Origin of the sequence: Psychrobacter cibarius (assembly GCA_030686115.1) — a bacterium.
GTDB lineage: Bacteria > Pseudomonadota > Gammaproteobacteria > Pseudomonadales > Moraxellaceae > Psychrobacter > Psychrobacter cibarius_C.
In genome coordinates this window covers 2,423,183-2,442,632 of the sequence record CP131612.1, presented here as the reverse complement: position 1 = coordinate 2,442,632, position 19,450 = coordinate 2,423,183, and the positions used below count along the sequence as shown (strand labels likewise).

General features: G+C 38.1%; 14 protein-coding genes and 1 CRISPR repeat array. Of the genes, 9 read left to right on the top strand and 5 right to left on the bottom strand.

The genetic code is table 11. The annotated features are described in order from the left end of the window. Positions 1 to 616 precede the first annotated feature (616 nt). The 9 genes from Q6344_10335 (at position 617) to Q6344_10295 (ending at position 9,199) form a co-directional block, all read left to right on the top strand. Positions 617 to 1,705: an alpha/beta hydrolase gene (locus tag Q6344_10335; protein WLG15198.1), complete on the top strand. Its 1,089-nt coding sequence runs from the start codon at positions 617 to 619 to the stop codon at positions 1,703 to 1,705. 538 nt (positions 1,706 to 2,243) lie between these two features. After that, positions 2,244 to 3,125 carry a trehalose-phosphatase gene (gene otsB, locus Q6344_10330; GenBank protein WLG12996.1) on the top strand — a complete coding sequence of 294 codons (882 nt, stop codon included), beginning with the start codon at positions 2,244 to 2,246 and terminating at the stop codon, positions 3,123 to 3,125. Continuing rightward, positions 3,122 to 4,663 (top strand): trehalose-6-phosphate synthase, encoded by a 1,542-nt coding sequence (locus Q6344_10325; GenBank protein ID WLG12995.1) that lies wholly within the window; start codon positions 3,122 to 3,124, stop codon positions 4,661 to 4,663. Before otsB ends, Q6344_10325 begins: the two co-directional genes overlap by 4 nt. Before the next feature lie 19 nt (positions 4,664 to 4,682). Next, on the top strand, positions 4,683 to 5,765 hold the full coding sequence (locus Q6344_10320; protein ID WLG12994.1) for an acyl-CoA dehydrogenase family protein: 1,083 nt from the start codon (positions 4,683 to 4,685) through the stop codon (positions 5,763 to 5,765). Further along, positions 5,753 to 6,613, top strand: a complete 861-nt coding sequence (locus Q6344_10315) for a PIG-L deacetylase family protein (GenBank protein ID WLG12993.1) — start codon at positions 5,753 to 5,755, stop codon at positions 6,611 to 6,613. Before Q6344_10320 ends, Q6344_10315 begins: the two co-directional genes overlap by 13 nt. Further along, on the top strand, positions 6,597 to 7,340 hold the full coding sequence (locus Q6344_10310; GenBank protein ID WLG12992.1) for a class I SAM-dependent methyltransferase: 744 nt from the start codon (positions 6,597 to 6,599) through the stop codon (positions 7,338 to 7,340). The genes Q6344_10315 and Q6344_10310 overlap by 17 nt, the downstream gene beginning before the upstream one ends. After that, positions 7,337 to 8,011: a glycosyltransferase gene (locus Q6344_10305; GenBank protein ID WLG12991.1), complete on the top strand. Its 675-nt coding sequence runs from the start codon at positions 7,337 to 7,339 to the stop codon at positions 8,009 to 8,011. The genes Q6344_10310 and Q6344_10305 overlap by 4 nt, the downstream gene beginning before the upstream one ends. Before the next feature lie 71 nt (positions 8,012 to 8,082). Continuing rightward, positions 8,083 to 8,802: a hypothetical protein gene (locus Q6344_10300; protein ID WLG12990.1), complete on the top strand. Its 720-nt coding sequence runs from the start codon at positions 8,083 to 8,085 to the stop codon at positions 8,800 to 8,802. A gap of 37 nt (positions 8,803 to 8,839) precedes the next feature. Further along, positions 8,840 to 9,199 carry a hypothetical protein gene (locus Q6344_10295; GenBank protein WLG12989.1) on the top strand — a complete coding sequence of 120 codons (360 nt, stop codon included), beginning with the start codon at positions 8,840 to 8,842 and terminating at the stop codon, positions 9,197 to 9,199. A gap of 424 nt (positions 9,200 to 9,623) precedes the next feature. Here Q6344_10295 and Q6344_10290 read toward each other — a convergent pair whose 3' ends face one another. The 5 genes from Q6344_10290 to csy3 form a co-directional block, all read right to left on the bottom strand. Next, positions 9,624 to 12,998, bottom strand: a complete 3,375-nt coding sequence (locus Q6344_10290; protein ID WLG12988.1) for a tyrosine-type recombinase/integrase — start codon at positions 12,996 to 12,998, stop codon at positions 9,624 to 9,626. An 8-nt stretch (positions 12,999 to 13,006) separates the two neighbouring features. Next, the gene (locus Q6344_10285) at positions 13,007 to 15,418 is read right to left on the bottom strand and encodes a hypothetical protein (GenBank protein WLG12987.1); all 2,412 of its coding nucleotides are present in this window, start codon (positions 15,416 to 15,418) and stop codon (positions 13,007 to 13,009) included. Beyond that, the gene (locus Q6344_10280; protein WLG12986.1) at positions 15,415 to 15,924 is read right to left on the bottom strand and encodes a hypothetical protein; all 510 of its coding nucleotides are present in this window, start codon (positions 15,922 to 15,924) and stop codon (positions 15,415 to 15,417) included. The genes Q6344_10285 and Q6344_10280 overlap by 4 nt, the downstream gene beginning before the upstream one ends. Positions 15,925 to 16,397: 473 nt before the next feature. Then, a CRISPR array of direct repeats spans positions 16,398 to 17,565; the repeat unit is 28 nt; unit sequence TTTCTAAGTCACCTGAGCGGTGATGAAG. Positions 17,566 to 17,743: 178 nt separating this feature from the next. Further along, complete coding sequence (cas6f, locus tag Q6344_10275; GenBank protein WLG12985.1) at positions 17,744 to 18,358, bottom strand: type I-F CRISPR-associated endoribonuclease Cas6/Csy4; 615 nt, start codon at positions 18,356 to 18,358, stop codon at positions 17,744 to 17,746. Positions 18,359 to 18,361: 3 nt separating this feature from the next. Then, positions 18,362 to 19,387 carry a type I-F CRISPR-associated protein Csy3 gene (gene csy3 / locus Q6344_10270; protein ID WLG12984.1) on the bottom strand — a complete coding sequence of 342 codons (1,026 nt, stop codon included), beginning with the start codon at positions 19,385 to 19,387 and terminating at the stop codon, positions 18,362 to 18,364. Positions 19,388 to 19,450: the final 63 nt, after the last annotated feature.

The window sequence follows — 19,450 nt, the reverse complement described above, 5'->3', positions numbered from 1 at the left end:
TATTATTGAATGCCTATTGATCAACCCCCAATATTAACGACATCACCTGAGAAAAGTGAATTTCATACCTCAGCCTTCTACGCTATAAAAATAATAGCATGTAGGGGCTTTTCGGATCATTAGATTAAAATAAATCCATGGCATATGGAGATGTTATTGATATTTTGGACGCCATAGTATCGGGGAGTGTGCCACTTAGTAAGTTATAGTTTAAATTAATATTTGGTTTACTCTAGTATTAAATAATTCTTTGCTATCGATATTAATTTTAAAACTATAGTCGATCCACTTTAAAAGAATACAGTGATGCTGGTATGAATTTTTTGTAGCCTCTGTCTGCGGAAGCACAGCAAGCAAGAAAAATTTGTTCCAGCAGCACGTTATAATATTTTTACTTCTTTTATTTAGGATTGACCATAACTTGATAGGTATGCCAACAGTCCTCTAATCCCTATTGATTCCCACAAAAGTGATCATATTAATTAGCCGTTTATTCTCACTACAGAATCTACAAAAACGATGGCTATTCAGCCCTTAATCTGATGAATTCCTAATGTGTCAGTATGTTGGCATAGATCAAAATGTCTGGAGACAAAAAATGAAAGACATATTTCATATGATGAAATATATATCTAATTTAAAGTTAGTTTTCAAATTAGAACCTGAGTTACCGACGCTTTACTATAAAAAAGATGGGTTGTTTAATGATACTGTTACAACTCTAGAGCAATTACAACAGCAATATAATCCAACTCCTTGGCTCCGCAATCATCATATACATCTTATGTTTTTTGATGTTATCAAAAAGAATCTTATTAATTTAAAATATGATTCTATTGAGCAATTAACTATGACGGATGGGGGTATTACAGCGGTCGCTTGGTTTGGATTGGATCTGCCTGAAGATACACCAACCATAGTTCTTTTACATACGATTACTGGCACATTTGATTCAATGCGAGAAATAGTTCGTGATTTGAATACTTATACAGGATGGCGTGTGGCTTTGTGTGTGCGTCGTGGACATGATTGCCTACCTTTGACGGTTCCTAAAATTAATCTTTTTGGCTCACCTCAAGACCTTAAAGAACAGATTATTTATATTCAGGAAAAATTTCCAAATTCTGATTTATATGCAGTAGGTTCTTCTGCTGGAACTGGACTATTAATACGGTATTTAGGAGAAGAAGCAGAAAAGACACCTATTAAAGCTGCTTTTGCACTCTGTCCAGGCTATAACACTGAAATAGGATTTAAGCATGTTCATCCTATTTATAGTAAAATTATGACTAAAAAACTCATTCGGAAATTTATTTTGCCCCATCAAGAAATATGGCAACAAATACCGCAATGGGAGGAAATTTTGTATGCCAAAACTTTAGCCGAATTTGAAAAAATATATTTTAAACTGGCTGGGTTTTCTGACTATGAAAGTTATACTAAAGCATCTAATCCAATTTATACGTTTGAAAATATTAAAGTCCCTTTAATGATTTTAAATGCAGAAGATGATCCTGTTTGTCATATTAAAAACTTGGAACCTTACAAAAAAACTATTGAGAAAATACCAAATATTATTGTAGTGACTACGAAAAAAGGCAGTCATTGTGGGTTTTATGAGGGAATGTTTAAAACAACTTCTTGGGCGACGCGCTTAATGTCCAAATTTTTACTTAGCCAAGAAAAAGCCCATAAAAAGAATTAGAGAGTTATGGTTGTCTTGTTCAAGTGGACGGTTCTGAGTATCCTATAAATGACATATGGAAATATTTTAGAGGTTTAAGCTATGTTCAAAAATCAAGCCACATGATTTGAGTAAGTATTAAGACCTATCATTAAATGATCTTAAGTTAATTACGAGCTGTTTAACGCTATTGGATGATTTTACTTATCAAAAAAGCTTAGAGGAAAAAGAGAAGGACAAAGAAGAGTATTACCAGAACTGCGTATTACAAATGAATGCGCTACGTGAAAAGCTAAACACCATTGAAACACATACCATGTATAGCGGTCTTTTATAAGTGGTAACCCTTTTTAAGGAGTTACAGAACTCACGTTAAACAGCACAATCTAGTCACTAGATTTTTACTTGGGTTATGGCACACTTCTTATTAAATTCAATTGCTTAGTATTCGTCTTCCTATATATCCATATTAAAAATGCCACTGTTTTTAACAGACAAATTATTTCGAATGTAGGTGGAATGATAGCGAAAGATGGTCTCTTAATAACAAGGAAGAAACGTGACTTCAGGAAGAAGCCCTAATATAAGTAGGCAACCTATCTATATTTCACCAAAAAACTTTGCTGACTATTTATCCTATCAGCAAGGCTATTGTTTGTTTTTAGATATAGATGGCACATTAGCTGATTTCACTTTGAATCCTAAAGATAGCGTTATCCCAGCGTCAACCTTAACTCTTCTACAAAAAATACAAACCCATGGTGTAAAAATTGCTGCCGTGACAGGACGCAGTTTGGCCGAAGCAAGGCAAATGCTGTCGCCTTTAACATTACCGATCGCAGCAACGCATGGACTAGAAATAGCGTTTGATGATGACAGTATTAGTAACGATGAAAATATCGTATCTATTGATACCATCGAGCTTGCGACAATAAGGCAGGCTATTATCCAATCTTGCATTCCCTTTGATGACTTCATCGTAGAAAATAAACCCTATTCTGTCGCCCTCCATTTCCGGCAAGCCCCTGATTTGGGCGATATGGCTTATACCATCATGACAGAAACATCAAAAAGCCATCCTAACTGGACATTAAAATCCGGTAAATATGTATGGGAAGTGGTACCAAAAGGGGTAAATAAAGGCACAGCCATACTGACCTTATTAAAAAAAATACAGAGCGCTAAGCCTCTTTGTTCTATTTTTATTGGTGATGATATTACGGATGAGGCAGGATTTATGGCTGTACAAGGTGACAGTAAATCGCTAGCAGACGACTCACAGTTAATAAAAGGGATGGGGATTAAGGTCGGTTGTGAGCCTACAAGTGCCAATTACTACGTTCGTAATACTCATGAGGTGACTGTTTTACTAGATAGCTTTTTAAGCTTCTGTCAACAACATAATGCGTTAGTAAAAAAAATAGTGAGACACGTGGTATGAGCCGCTTAATCGTTTTGTCTAATCGGGTTAAAATGCCTGATAACAACCCAATGGCAGGTGGACTTGCAATAGCACTGCAAGACGTATTAAATGGAAAATCAGTCATTTGGATGGGCTGGAATGGTGAAATTATCGAGCGCTATAATGATGATTATACTAATGAATTTAGGAGTATCAAACAAACTGCTTTAGCAGACGCTGACGCACCGTGTGCCAATACATCTATCACTTATATGACCACTGCACTTACCACTGAGCAGTATCAGCAGTTTTACTGCGGCTTTGCCAACAATGTACTGTGGCCACTATTGCACGAGCGAGTTGATTTAATCAGTCAATCGCCAGAGGATTACGCAGGCTATCAAACGGTAAACCACCTCTTTGCTAAGCAATTAAAGAAGATTATTGAGCCTGATGATGTGATTTGGGTGCATGATTATCATTTTTTAAGTGTGGCGTATCATTGTAGGCAATTAGGAGTTCGTAATCGTATCGGCTTTTTTTTCCACATCCCCTTTGTCTCATTGCCTTTCTGGCAATCACTTGATAAAAGCGGTGAGCTCATTAGGCATCTTGCTCATTATGACGTACTTGGCACACAAACTCAGCAAGGGAGAGCCAACTGCTTTGTTGTATGCCATTATTATTTAAAAGATTCGCTAATAAATGTCTTACATGCCCCGCAAGGTTTTAGCATCTCTACTCAGTCAAAAAATACGCAGGTTATGCTTAACTTAGGTCTAAATAATCCTCACTATTTGCGGATTGATGCCTATCCAATCGGCATAAATGTGACAAGAATACAGCAGAAAATTAGCCATTTATCCTCGCAATATGCTAAAGCCAATCAGAATAAAAAGACCATAAAATCTGCTGCCCAAAAAATTATTGCGGTGGACAGAATCGATTACTCAAAAGGGTTGTTAAAGCGTTTTTCAGCATACCACGATTTTTTACAGCAAAATCCGATCTACCAGAATCAGCTGAAATTATTACAAATCGCGTGTCCTAGTCGCTTAGATGTGCATGTTTATCAACAACTCTATAATGATGTTAAAACTGCTGTTAATGATATTAACCAGCAGTTTTTGCCTAATGCATATTCTTGGCAAGCTATCAACTACTGCGAAAGCGTAATAAGTCACGAGACACTAATGACCATGTTTTGGCAGAGTGATATTGGCTGGGTCAATTCGCTTAAAGATGGTATGAACTTGGTTGCCAAAGAATATATTGCGGCTCAAAATCCTGACAATCCTGGCGTGCTATTGCTCTCACGTTATGCTGGGGCAGCGGAGCAAATGCAAGCCGCAGTCATTATCGACCCGCATCAACCAAAAAGTATGACCGAGGGTTTAAGCGTCGCTCTGACAATGCCATTAGGTGAGCGGCAGTTGCGCTATCAATCCTTACTGCAAGGACTACAACAAGATAACTTACAAGCTTGGCAGCAGAGTTTTTTAGATGATCTGTATGATGTTAAAAGGCGAGAAACAGACATCTCGAAACCTAATACAGTCCAAATGTTTGGCTCATAAGAATAATTAGGAAACCCTTATGCTACCGTTAGATACAAAAAATCCTTTATTATCAGAGATGAAAGGCAGTATAGAAAATATTTTACTGACTGATAATCAAGCTGTTAGTACGCCTAGCTTAACTGATACTTTACGTCATGATATTTTAAAAACCTTAATTACCTATAGCGATAAAATCCCGCATCCCGCAAGCGGTGCTAGCCCTGTAAATGGTGAAGTCTCAAGTACGTTGAGCCGTTGGCAAGTTTTGGCTTATGTAGCAGGGATTGATCTAACAATTGCAAAATGGTTTGAGTCGCACTTGGATGCGCTAAGCATTTTACATGAAGTGGGCTATGATAAAGCGGATCAAGGGTTGTGGGCCGTTTGGGCAGCAGAAGGTAATCCTATAGGTTATGAGCAAGGAAAAGTTAGTGGTACCAAAGCGTGGTGTTCAGGAGCCAATATCGTAGATCATGGACTCATAACGTATCGTAATGCCAATGATCAAGCGCATTTGCTTGTCGTAGATATGAGTCAATCTGGTATTGAGATTGATAACGAGGAGTGGCAAGCGGTAGGGATGCAGGCCACTGATACAGCGACATTACAGTTCCATGAAGTATCGGCCATTCAAGTTGGGAGAGCCAATGAATACCTAGAACGGGTGGGTTTTTGGCATGGGGCGGCAGGGGTTGCTGCTTGCTGGTATGGAGCAACGTCTTATCTAGCAGACTATTTAATCAGTGCCTATCAGCAGAAACCAAACGATTATAAAGCCATGTATTTGGGTAAAATTAGTACGGCATTGGCAGTCACTCAGCAGTATTTTTATTATGTTGCTGATTTAATAGATAGTCAGCCACAGCTCAGCCACGAACTTGCCATACGCCAGTTAAGGTCACAAGTTGAGAAAGTCGCTCGCCAAGTAATGGATATGGTTGGGCAAGCATTGGGCGCGGCACCATTTTGTCGCCATGCCCATTTTGCAAGATTGTCAGCGGATCTGCCCGTTTTTATCCGCCAAAGTCATGGTGCTTTTGACTTACAGAAAATCGGTGAGTTAGCTGACGTTTTATCCAATGACTTAACCAATGGGCAGGACAATATATGGCAACTATAATATATAACGACGCTATAAAAATCATAAACAAAGATATTGCCATCACGCATGTTGATAGGCTTAAAGGCAACCATCCGATTGTAGGTGACCGTGTTATTGAAGGTGATGGCACCAGTCAAGAGGCTTGGCAAAATTGGGCAGGATTGCAAGATTTGCCTCGATTTGATATTACAAAAAGCTTTGCGCCACATCAACGAGTCTGCATCTTTGCCCCGCATCCTGATGATGAAGTACTAGGCTGTGGCGGTCTGTTGCAACAACTGGCCGCGAATGGCAATCCTATTGTTCTTATTCACGTGACCAATGGCACACAAAGTCATCCGAACTCGCAAATTTATTCTCAAGAAAGCCTTGATATTATCCGACCGCAAGAAAGTGTTAAAGCGCTGGAAGTATTGGGCATTGCTCATCAGGTCAAAACTATTGCTTTAGACTTAACAGATGGCGAAGTCTTTGCTCAACAAGATCAGTTTCAGCAAAAATTAACCTCTATTATCCAGCCTGATGATGTTTTAGTAACGCCTTTTATGCAGGACGGTCATCCCGACCATGAAGCAACCGGGCTAGTGGTTGCCTCATTTGCCAAGCAGCATCATTTGGCCTGTTATCAAGTATTAATTTGGGCATGGCATTGGGCAAAACCTGCCGATAGCCGTATCCCTTGGCACCATGCTATGAGAGTGGATTTAACCACTGAGCAGCTACAGCGTAAAATAGAAGCCATTGTCTGTTTTGAAAGTCAAATTACTGCGGATGAAAGTACGGGTAACCCTCCCATTTTATCCGCGCAAACGATTGCTAGAATCAGCCAACCTTGGGAGGTCTATTTGTATGAGTCATACCTCTAAAAATAGCTTAGCCTACAATATTGATATTAATAGCCAATCAGCTGCTTATTCAGAATCGTATTTTGACGCGTTATATAATGACAATAGCGATCCATGGCAGTATCAAACTCGTTGGTATGAAAAACGAAAACGTGATATTTGTCTGGCGATATTGCCGCAATCTCAATATAACGATGCTATTGAACTCGGCTGCGGCAACGGCGTTCTTAGTGCGTTATTGGCTCAACGTTGCCTGGCATTAGTGAGTATCGACGGTAATCAACGGGCGGTGCAACTTGCCAAAGCGCGCTTGGCAGAATTTCCTCACGTTAAGGTCATTCAGAGTGTGATTCCGAATGAATTAATGACTTTAAAAGCTTCCACTATGGACGATTATCATTTATCAGACGATACGTCTACTAACAAGCCACCCTTTGATTTAATTGTCATCAGTGAGATTTTATATTATTTATCACTCAATGATATTGATGCAGTGATCGCTTGGACTCAGCAAAACCTTGCTATAGGCGGTACGTTACTATGTTGTCATTGGCGTTATGCTATTGATGGATTTACCATGACAGGAGAGACTGTACATCAGCGCTTAAATGATGCTTTTAACTTTGCAAATAATGAGAAGCATCAAATTGCGTTTAATCATCAAAGCCAAATAATAGACAGCGACTTCTTATTAGATGTTTGGCAACGATCCCCAAGCTCGGTAGCTATGCAAGAAAACCTGATATGAAAATCGGTATTGTAATTCCCGCTCATAATGAAGCAATGACTATCGCTAAATGCTTGGCATCAGTGCAATCTGCTATCAGGCAATTGCCCTCAACGATTAAAGCGTATCCGCTAGTGGTGTTAGATAGCTGCATTGATGAGACGCAGAAAATTGTCAAAGCTGCAGGTATTGACTACCTGTTCTGTGACTATCAATGTGTGGGACAAGTAAGAGACATCGGTATTCGTCATGCAATCGCAAATGGGGCCACGTGGCTTGCCTGTACAGACGCTGACTCAGTGGTAGCTGTGGATTGGTTAGTACAGCAAATTGAACATATTAGCCATCAATCGACAGATGTGATTTGCGGGGTGGTGGACGTTGATAGCTGGGCACATTTGACACTGCAAACTCGAGAGAATTATATCGATCATTACCAAGATAAGATGGGACATCCTCATATTCATGGGGCAAATTTAAGCTTTAGCAGTGACGCTTATCTTGCTGTTGGTGGCTTTGCTCATATACCTTGTCATGAAGATGTAGACTTGGTCGGAAAATTTGAAGCTCAAAGCTATGCCATTACTTGGAGCAATCGTGTTCGTATAACGACAAGCAGTCGTTTGCAGGCACGGGCAAGCGAAGGATTTGCAGCATTTTTAAACAATTTAGAACAAAACAATCTACATTAAGATACGCAATATAAGATTGCGCTGACTTATCATTGAGTGTAGATATACTTCAATAATAAGGATGATAAATCATGTCAGATAAACCTACGAATAACGATAACATTAAGAATGCTTTAGAGTCTCTTGAGAATACAACAGAAGCACCTTCAAATGATGGCGTGACCGGTGTTGAGGTCTTAAAAGGCGATACGGTAATGTATGAAGACGGCGACTTTGAAGATTACAATGCCGAAAAACAGGCTGAGTCTGATAAAAATGATAAGTCTAACAAAAACGATGACTCTAACAAAGATGATGACTCTAACAAAGATGATGACTCTAACAAAGACGATGACTCTAACAAAGACGATGACTCTAACAAAGACGATGACTCTAACAAAGACGATAAGCATGGTATGACGATAGCGAATATCTATCAATGGGCGTCTAAACTTAAAGATGATTTTATATCTGATAAAGAGGGAAAATCTGATTCCAATGATAAAGAGACATCTAGTAAATCTGATCAGGATGACAAGCACAGTGCAACAATAGCTAATATTTATCAATGGGCGGCGAAGCTTAAAGATGATTTTACCTCTGAAGCCTTCAGTATGACGCACGAGGTTTCTGAAAAGGCGGTTGCTATGATGCTTAATAGGCTTCTGGATGCTGCAGAGGCTGAGCTCAAAACTTTTGATAAGAATGCAGAAGACTCTAAAGAGCCAGTGCCTAATGCCGCAGAGGAACGTAGTAAAATCACTGATAAAAAAGATAAATACCAAAGTATGCTCGAGCAACTACGAAGCTAATTAGCACTTTGCTTCAATTTAACTTAAGGACGTTGAGATGAGAAAAATAGAATTAAACGCGTCATTCGGTACAGGTCTTCTTATAGCGTCCTTAGCCGCTATTATGAGCATGAGTGCTTGTAGTAGTGAAAAAGAGGACGCTAATACTCAATCAAACGACGCCATAGGAACCACCCAAGGTTCAGAAGTTGAGGATGCAGCCTCTCAAGAGGGTACGCTGTCACCGACAAACGATACTAATGTGGATACTACTACAGACTCTACTGCTAATTCTAGTGATGGAACAGGCACAACGAATCAGTCAGAGTCTACAGATAGTATGGGTAATGAGGAGTCAGACAATCATACTGACGAGAATCCAAACTTAGATCAAACAGCGGCAGACGGTGTGCAGTAGAAGTCTAAATGCTCTCAAAGGGATGGCGAAACTCATAGAAAAATTGAGGTCGCTGTCTATATTTTTCAAAAGTATTTGATGGGGGATTAAATGGTTTTAATACACTGAGTACTAATCAATAAGAAAAAAAGATTAAAAATTACCATAAACAAAGACCAATAATAAAATTAATGGGTGATTTATAAGATTAGGATCAGTGATCCAATGTTAGGTGTTTAAATAAAATGCCTAGCATTGGATTTTTTATTGTCTCTTAATTAGCGTTAAATTTATCACTCTTCAGAATCAGTCTATTCACAACATTTTTAGTGCCACTCAAATATTTCTTTAATATAGGAAACTGTGTCTATAGCAGTAAAAAAATAGGAAAGTCATCAATGGATTGGGCTAGTATTTTTATATATGACACTACATGGTCAGATTTTTAAGACTCCTCATCAATAATAGGCAGGGTTTCGTCAGTGACAAGCATCATATGCACAAAAAATCGTAGCAGCGGTGAGTATTGCCATTTAGCTTTTTTAGTGGCACTTATTTTATTGTTTTCTGAATTGTAATTATTCACTCTGTAGTCTCGATTCGAGATACCTACATGAATAATATTCATTAGACTTTTATTTTTATTTTTCATACCTTGATAATCAGAAGGAAGCATGCGTTCTTCAAGTAGGGCTTTATTACTTGTAATAAGCCAATTCTTATCAGGCAACAAGCGTTTTGCAATTCTAAAAAACCGTTGTAATTCATCCGTTTCTTTTGGTGAAAAAGGCACAAATGACCTACTACTAGACAGCCTTTGTTTGCATATCGTGATGAACCATTGCCAATCATAATATGTCTGATGTCTAAGTTGATAAGCGTTATTTCGTAAGATTGATAATAGCCTGAGGTCACTTTGATGTTGTAATTTCAGTGGGCTTAGCGTGGTAGTCTTTGAATCTGATAACTTCGTAAAGCGAGATTTACCCTTTGTAGTGGTGATGGTTGCGACCTGAATACCACGCGCTATAATTATTTGTGCATCATAGATGGTAATGCTTGATAATGCGGCGGCTTCATTTAAAGGTATTTTATTATCATAAGCTTGTAGTAAAAGCTGTACACGATTTAAACCATAGCGCATAAAGAGCTTATCATTTGAGGAGGGTGCAGTATCTAAGATGTTTTCATGCTCATGAGTTTCAATAGCGAAAGACGGCGACTTTCGAATACCTTTGATAGATTTTTTAAATAAAAACGTACGGATGCTTGGCATGCTAACGTTTTTATTATTGATAGTGGCGTGGTTTTCCATGAACTGTTTTTTGGTAAAGCCTGTGATATTGTATATTGTTTGAATAGGCATCTTAATATTTGCCACGCTTAGCTCATAGGTTGCCATTAAGGTTGCAATATGATTGTAGTACTCAAAACTACGCTGCGGCGATAGATGTCCCATCATACCCGATAGAGCGTACCAATGGTCTTGCGCATCAATATGCTCACCTAGTAATCCCTTCTTTATTCGTAATACATCGCTTTTATCGTAATCAGTTAGTGTTTCTATTAGCTCTGTATGACCTAAAAGCACTAATGATAGGTTACTGACTGCAGTATGCCGAAATGCATGAAAGGTATGGTTTATCATTTCTTTATCTATCGATATATCCTTTAGAATACGTTTAAGCAGTTGTAGAGGGATGTGATCATCGATGGGACGACGATCTACTGAAAGCGTAAAGATGAATTTATTGTTATTAGCGCCAATATTACTTTGGATATAATTGATGAAAAAATTCAGCTCAGCTGGTTTAAGTAGAGCAAATAAGGCAATGCGGCGAATACTACTTTGAGTCTTAGTTGATCGATAGCTATTTGGTTTAATAACGATTGATGGCACTGATTCATTCAGACCTTCTATATCATTAAATTTCAATCCTAATAGCTCTTTTTTACGCATGCCAGTTCGATAAACCAGTATAAAAAGGAGTGCAAACATCTCGCGCTCTAAAATATCTACTGACGTTAGTATTTGCGTGATAACAGCTCTATAAGCTTGTGGGGATACCAGCTCAGCACGGACACGTCGACCATTTTTTGAGTGTTGGATAGTAACTGCAGGTAGTCCATACTTAATTTTAGCAAAGTCATGCATGCTTTGAAATAAGCGAGCAGAGTAGCCAATATCAGTATTATCACGCACAATAGATTTGTGCTCTAGAATGTCCTCATAGAGTGTTTCAAAATCCTCTTCTGACCAAATATCAAGCGGTTGGGCCATTGTAAAATATAGCCACTCATAGCCTATTGTTCTAGCATATTTTAAGATAGTTTCATCGCTAGAAGAGCCTCTCTGATTGAGCATGCCTAATATCCAGTCTAATAAGATGACCTCACTCAAGTCACTGTATTTATGACGGCGCTTGATAACCCTCTCAATAAAAGTAGGTGGTACATAGTTTAGCTTTTTATTTTTTAGCTCCTCAGTTAATTTGAAGTCTTGTGTGATCTGGGTAATTAAATCTGATTTTCTCACTTCTGCTTTTTTATAGTTTTTGTTAGTTAATGCCGTTTTTGACGTCGGCGTTGTATTTATAGACAGCTTTAAAATATCATTTAGATCATAATCCACAGCTTTGTTTTTATACTTCTGATTTAAGAGTTGATTAAAATCTTGGGTACGCAGTCCTACTGTATTTTGATCACCGCGCAGCACAGCAACCGAAGCTTGATCGATATCAACGCCGTCAAGCATTTCCCAGTGGTAGCTGGCATAACCTAGGAGGTTAAATAGAGTAGGTGTGTTCAGTTGCAACGGTTCAGTGACGATAGATAATGTATTGGTAATATATAGCTTAATTTTTTCCTGTGACAAATCCGAAATCGTAGGCCTGTCGTCAGCTTTATGACATTGATGGTAGCGTATCAGCCAACACTGACTGACCAAATCTAAAATAATTTGCTTGGTGTTAAAAAGCTTATCACTACTTTCTAAACGCTCATTACCGTAACGTTTTTGTTCAAAGCGAGGCGATATAAGTATTCTTTGATGAATAAAGGGCTGGTATTCTTTACTAAGTAGAGCTATAAGCCATCCTTGGAGCATTTGCTTTTCATTAATACCGCCGTACACAATCCCAGAAAATAATAACCAGCCTAAAATCTCATCATGACTATAATCTGATGTTTGATGCCAGTGCTCCTGTACCGAACGAATGACTCTGTTTAACTCTTTACCCTGTGTCACCCAGTTATTTTTAATAATTAGCGGATTAGACTTTTTCTGCTGTGGTGCAATAAGCTTAGGATAGTAATGCTCTGCAAGCATAAAATTTTGGTTTTGATAATCAATAAAGTTTGTAATGGTTTGCCAGCCCTGCTTTATTATTTTTTTCGTTTTATATTCTTGTGCTGATTTCTTATTAATATAGGTTTGGAATTTGCTGAAGCCTTTTTTGGATAGTGGTGTTAATTTCTCATTAAGTTCATAACTGAACTGACATAGCGATTGACTCCAAAGTAACCATGTTTTATCAAGAGAGCTTATAGTAGGAGAAGTAGGCGTAAATATGGAGTCGTTTAATTTAAGAAATTGTCGAAAATATTTGGTAGTAGATTGAAGGGAATTACTATTACCAACATACTGTTTTCGTAGTTGCTCCCAATTAGTTTGTAGATCGGCGAGCAATAGAATCCTGAATTTTTCAGTATCGCAGCTACTATCAAGTACCGAAGGGTAAGGCACATACTTCTTTCTTCTGCCATCAAATCTTGCTAAGCCATCAATAATTTTAGTGGGCCTTACATTTTCACTCGACATATTTTACCTCAGTGTTGTAGGTCGTTGTTATCTATACTATCTAGATGTAGATCTAGGATTCTAGCGATATGCTCAAATGCGCCGCTTACGACTTTAATCTTAGCTTTACTTAGGCTCGACAAACACCCCAATCCTTCTTGGCGAGCCTTTTCATGGCCAATAACGGCATTAATCAGTGTCAGGTCAACACCTAACTTTTCAAGTTGTGTGCGTACAAAGTGACGCGTCCAATAGGGATTGGCGTTAATAATATCCTTAGTCATATGATAGGCATCACCGCGTTTAATAATTTTTAAAGTATTGAAACTATCTGATAGCAGTCTCAGTAAAGCGACATCATTATCACCTAATCTGATCTCATCAATACTTATACTGATATCGTGTTCTAAAGGGTTGTTTAGCTGATACCGTATAAGATAGCTTCTGTAGTCAGTTAAATAGCGTAAGAGGGTGGTACATAAAGGTATTAAACGTTGGTTTTGAACTTGTTTGTTTGGTTTGTCATCAATCTCAAGCCATCCCATATCAAGATCGATATCGCTTATTTTTCCAATACCATTGTTTGGTCGTACGCCAGTTAATAAGCAAAATACAAACCACACAAATATGCTGGTTCTATTGAAATGAGTAGCGGCATCTGAGCTATCATGAACCCAGCCTTTAAGCTTCCCAATTATTTCACGAACATATTCAGAAGTGAGCGCTAACCCTGAGCCTAGAGTGTATTTATGCCAGGGAGTAATATAAGACAAGTCAAAGCTACCTGCTTTATTTAATACACTTAGGGCAGATCTATAGTGGACAAGAAGTGTCTCACTGCTGTGACTGCTGTAATACATTGCAGGCGCATGAGATGCGGGCGTGCGACAAATAATATCTGCAATATGATTATGACTATGAGGTGTATAGCGAGAGATAATGATATGTAGTGCAGTTTGTACTCTTTTTAGTGATAGGTAAGGTAGCCCTAGGTTGAAACGCAACATAGCAAGGTAAGTATTAAAATCATCTATTGATGGAATATCAATAGATAGTAAACTTTCAATCAGCCACAAAGGTATGGGAATTTTTACTTCATCAAACTCGTTTTCATGTTTGGCACTATCAAACACCTCTGAGCGTTCAGTGATGCCTAAAGTATGTTTAATATAAGCCCGTTTAACACCTATGCTAAAAATACGTCGATGGCCAATGTAGCCTTTCAACATGAGTAATTTGATAGGTAATGCTGTAATCATTGATAGCAATAAAATACTGGCACATATTTTATAATTTAGTTGAGAGGCTGATTTAGCATCATGAACGAGAGCAGCAAATAATAATTGGTAGCCTACTAATGATAATACTGAAGTGCTGGAATTCAGCCCTAAGTCGCGCTGAGACATATGGTGTTGCTGTAAAGATATATCAATAGTTTGTAATGGAGCAGATTGTCTAAACAACGGATCTGGTAGTCTCTCATAACTGATATAGGGCTCATCATAATTATCAACGATTTCTTCAAAACTGGTTGTTAATCCTTCATAAGTCTCATTGTTGGCAGACAAAAAGTTGATTTCTACAGGTATGGTACTGTGTTCAATATCATCAAAAGGTGTGTCCCAGAAATAAGGGGTATGCTCATTGTGGGGCTGATAGAATGGTTTTTGTTCGGCTAAGTTAATAGGCTCAACTTTGGTATTATCTGTCTGAGCTTTGCGCGGTTTTTTAGGTTTCTTAATTTTTAAGTAATGTGCGTCTTGATAAGCGTTCACAATTTTCTCTATTTGACCAAGCTTAGCGATTGCTATAGACATATCTTCTTTTAGTTTTATTTGAGTAATAAAGTTTTTACTGTCTAGATCCGTAGTACTCTCTTGATTTTTCTCTAATATATTTGTCAATATTGATAATATATTATCGTGACTCATAGTTGGCATATCAGGTAATTCAGACCAGATCCATGTTCGTCTAGATGAGCCTGAAAATTGAGCCAATTTAAACTGCATCATTATATTATTAGCGTGAGTCTTTTTCTGGTAATGCTGTAGCACTACAGCAGTATGCATTGCTATAGAAAGCCAAATTAGCTTTTTTTGTGAGCGACTTTGCTGCCCTCTATTGACGATATCTTGCATCAGAATCAATAATTGCATCACGAGCGGCTTTTTTGCTAACGCAGATTTAGTGATTTGCATATGGCGGTAGGAAATGGGCTGTGTTTGCAGTATATGTACGATACTTTCAATCAACTTCTGAATAGGGTTATCAGAGGATGTATGGCTTTCATTTACTGACGTAAAGATTGCCGAAATGGCGGAAAGAACAGTTTCTTTGTAGATAAAATTCTTATCTTCATCAAATGTGTTAATGATATTTTTTAATACTTCAGAGCTAAGCTGCTTTTTCTGATGATAAACGCTTTGACTGTTTTGTGTCATGATATGCTCGTAGAACGAATTTTATGATAGGTCGACTCAGTTATATTTATAAGCTGACAGAACTTAGGAATAGTAAAAATATTTTTATTAAAAAACCACCTGTTTATTTCTTTTGTTAGGATTTTTTTGAGGTGATTATGAATTGCCTTGACGTTTAAATTATTTTTGTGTTGAGCTATTATTTCAATAAGCTCATCAAATACCATCTTAAAATCAAATTGATTTTCAGTTATATTTATAATTTCTATCCCTTTTTTTAGAGTTTTTTGATCAGTATCTGGATCTTTTATAATGTGATATAGCTCGAAATTATTTACTAAAAATAGCTTTTTTTCATCTTTAACAAATAGTGTGTATTTAGATTTCTTAGCATTTCGTTCGATAATCAAGGTGTGAGTATCAATAAAAGGTCGAATGTGATGGCTGTAGATAAGAAAGAGATTCACAGCACTTGGAAATATGAGAACAGTGTCTTTTTTGAGTTTAGCTACTGTGATTATTTTCATTTATAATTCACTCAATTAGCATCCATAAAACATAAGAAATTAATCATATAGCTAAATGCTTACAACCTTTTTTCTTAGTATTTATGATAGAGAAAGGTGAGGAATAGTATTAAAAATAATATTATAGTAAATTTCTTATGAGTACAATCTCTTGCTGAAGTGAAAAAAATATTAGATAGAAAATATTTTCATTAATATTGAAAAGAATAATTAATGATGATTAATTTTTTAGGAGCTGTATTGTGGTTGTATTCGATATGGATATTAATTTTTTTGACAAAGAAGTTGTATGCCTTGCAGATAGTTATGATGATTGAATGCTAGGGTAAATATAAAACTTATCTTTTATTTATTTTAAATATTATATGTATACTCATTTAATTTATTTTTTAATAATTTTTTATTGTATTCTATTTGTAACTTAGGGTGATTTGTGAATAAATTGGCTAGGAGTTAATATATAAATATAGCTAATTCTAAGTCACCTATGCGGTGATGAAGCGACTCATGTACTGGCATTCAGCCAAGTCGCTTTTCTAAGTCACCTGAGCGGTGATGAAGGTTCAGCAAGTGACTGATTTATCCGCGCAAATTTTCTAAGTCACCTGAGCGGTGATGAAGTCTTGACTCGACCACGGCGCTTCGTTACCAAATTTCTAAGTCACCTGAGCGGTGATGAAGACGGTAGCGTTGTTTTCTTTGCAGCTGTCATATTTCTAAGTCACCTGAGCGGTGATGAAGCTGAGTACGGCAGCGCTACGGCGAACACAATATTTCTAAGTCACCTGAGCGGTGATGAAGTCTATGAGGGCAATGAGCGTTGGAGGTTCATCTTTCTAAGTCACCTGAGCGGTGATGAAGTTAAATATGTTGATAGTGACTACACGCTGAATTTTCTAAGTCACCTGAGCGGTGATGAAGGCAATCGGCATATTAACGGTAAGATTCTTCATTTTCTAAGTCACCTGAGCGGTGATGAAGCTCCTTCGTAGCGACCCCAGCTTACTTCAAACTTTCTAAGTCACCTGAGCGGTGATGAAGCCATACAAGCCGATAGCAAACATTGGCAGAAATTTCTAAGTCACCTGAGCGGTGATGAAGGAGAAGCATGGGCTTTGTAGATGGTTACAAGTTTTCTAAGTCACCTGAGCGGTGATGAAGCCAAGGATATGCTACAGCTACGCAAGCGTGGCTTTCTAAGTCACCTGAGCGGTGATGAAGTTTTGTCGCTGATGTCACTTATAACGTCAATTTTTCTAAGTCACCTGAGCGGTGATGAAGACTGACTTGGAATGGCTCGTCGGGGAATGAGGTTTCTAAGTCACCTGAGCGGTGATGAAGTTAATCCAGTAACCACGTTTGACAGATTATCATTTCTAAGTCACCTGAGCGGTGATGAAGATAAGGCGGTTGCAGCATGGCATCGTGCTACTTTTCTAAGTCACCTGAGCGGTGATGAAGCGGTAGATTCAATGACCAGTATGCCGTTTGTTTTTCTAAGTCACCTGAGCGGTGATGAAGTTCGCCTGACCAAGCAGCGCCTGCTCAATGTCTTTCTAAGTCACCTGAGCGGTGATGAAGCGTTTTTTAAACACATCAAAGTCCGTCGAGTTTTTCTAAGTCACCTGAGCGGTGATGAAGAGGAATTATACCTCAAAGAAATCAATTACAACAAGGCGTGGAGGGCAAAACACCCTATTTTACCCTCCATTTCTATCCCTGATATAACTGGTTGATTTTATTATAATTTTTTAAATAGTCAAAAAAAAGGGTTTTTATGCCTAATTTTTGGGTAATTCGTCATTACCATTCAAGTCGATTACCAATGTGGCACGGTAATCGCATCTGACATACCATTTATGCCATAGATATTAAAGCTGCCTACTTTGGGTTGATCACAAGCCCGTTGCAACACTCTTAGACGGTAGTTGCTATTGTTAGTCTGGCTACGCATTTGAATGTAGGGCAATGCCATTTCATTCTTGCGTTTAGCCACAGTTATCATGGCCTCCTCATAACTAACTTTAAGTTTCTCTGACAAAGTTTTCGCTTGTATATCAATAGGTTTAAAACGGTAACGATGGACACTGACATAGCCAGTGGCCTTGTTGCCAACGTCTTTGATACCTTTGATATGTACATAGTCTGTCAGTCGCGATAGCCAATCGTTAAGGTTTAAGGTTTCTAAATCTTTTTGGTTGGAGGCAAAGACACGTAGCTTTAGCCCAAGCTTGGATGACTGCTCTGTTTTATCATCATAATGATAATCGGGGAAGCTGACACCGATAGAGTCGATATTGTGCTTGTTTTTCATATCTACCAACGCTATATGCAATTGGATAAATAATTTGCTCCAGATAAAGTAAGGCGCAATAGCAGGGTCAGGGATAATGGTTATTTCTTGAAAATGGGTTAGGTTAGTTGAGTCCGTCATGACTTACTCCTTGCCACTGGCACCGAACACGCCACCACGAATAAGTACACCCATCACATAATGCTGTTGGCTGATATCTGGAGCATCACCATTTAACACCCAATTATCAAATAAGGTATAAAAGTCCATCTTAGCTTTAGGCTGACGAAATGCTGTACCTAAAGTAGTCACCGCGCCGTAAGGCTCAACAGCGATAGGGAACTCGGCATCAGGATACCAGTCATCGATAGTGCGAATCGCGTTACTGACTTTTTGTGAGTGCATACCTGCATTGTCCTCAGAGCCCCTGCGGTCACTGACACGGTAGAGTACTTTGCTCTTCTTACTACCAGTATCTAAGATTAGTTCTTGCGAAGGATAAACCTCTTGACCATAACCAATGATGGCCTGTGCTTCTACGTATAAAATAATGAACTCATCACCGTTTAAACCTGCTTTGATCCAATCTGCCACCTGCCTAATATTAGCATCATCACTATTAAAATTTTTTAGACCGTAGGCTTTTGCATCATCGATAATAATAGTTTGATCATTACATTTAACAGTGATTTTGATACTTTCAGTGCCTACACGATTACGCCATAACCAGCGAGCATTTAAAACGTTAATCGCATATCGACGTGCTAATTCATCGACACCTTGAGTATCGATATAATCAGTGACCACTTGCTCTAAAGCCTTCTGATAATCTTGATCGTTACAGACGTTAGGCTTACCTGTGAAGGGTAGAACCTTCAGACTAAAACGCGCAACCAAGGTATCATTGTTTTCATCTAATGACGCAGAATCAACTTTTTGTAGATTAGCTTTTTCTGTTTCAGCATCTAGTTTGGCAAGATCATTGGTAATGGTATTTTTCAGGCGGTTACTAATGGTGCCACGTACTGACTTTTCTTTAATAACGACAGGCGAAGGCGAAGTTGCTTTATTGGCTGCTTTACTATCGGTTTGCCATAGATAGGCGTCTGATACATCCAAGTTACGCTCAAAAGCGAGGACTGAGGCAGTTTTTAAGGCTGATTTTGACATAAAGTTCTCCATAGGAATCAAGGTTAAGTTACATTTATTGTAAAAGTTGATTGGTTTAAAAGA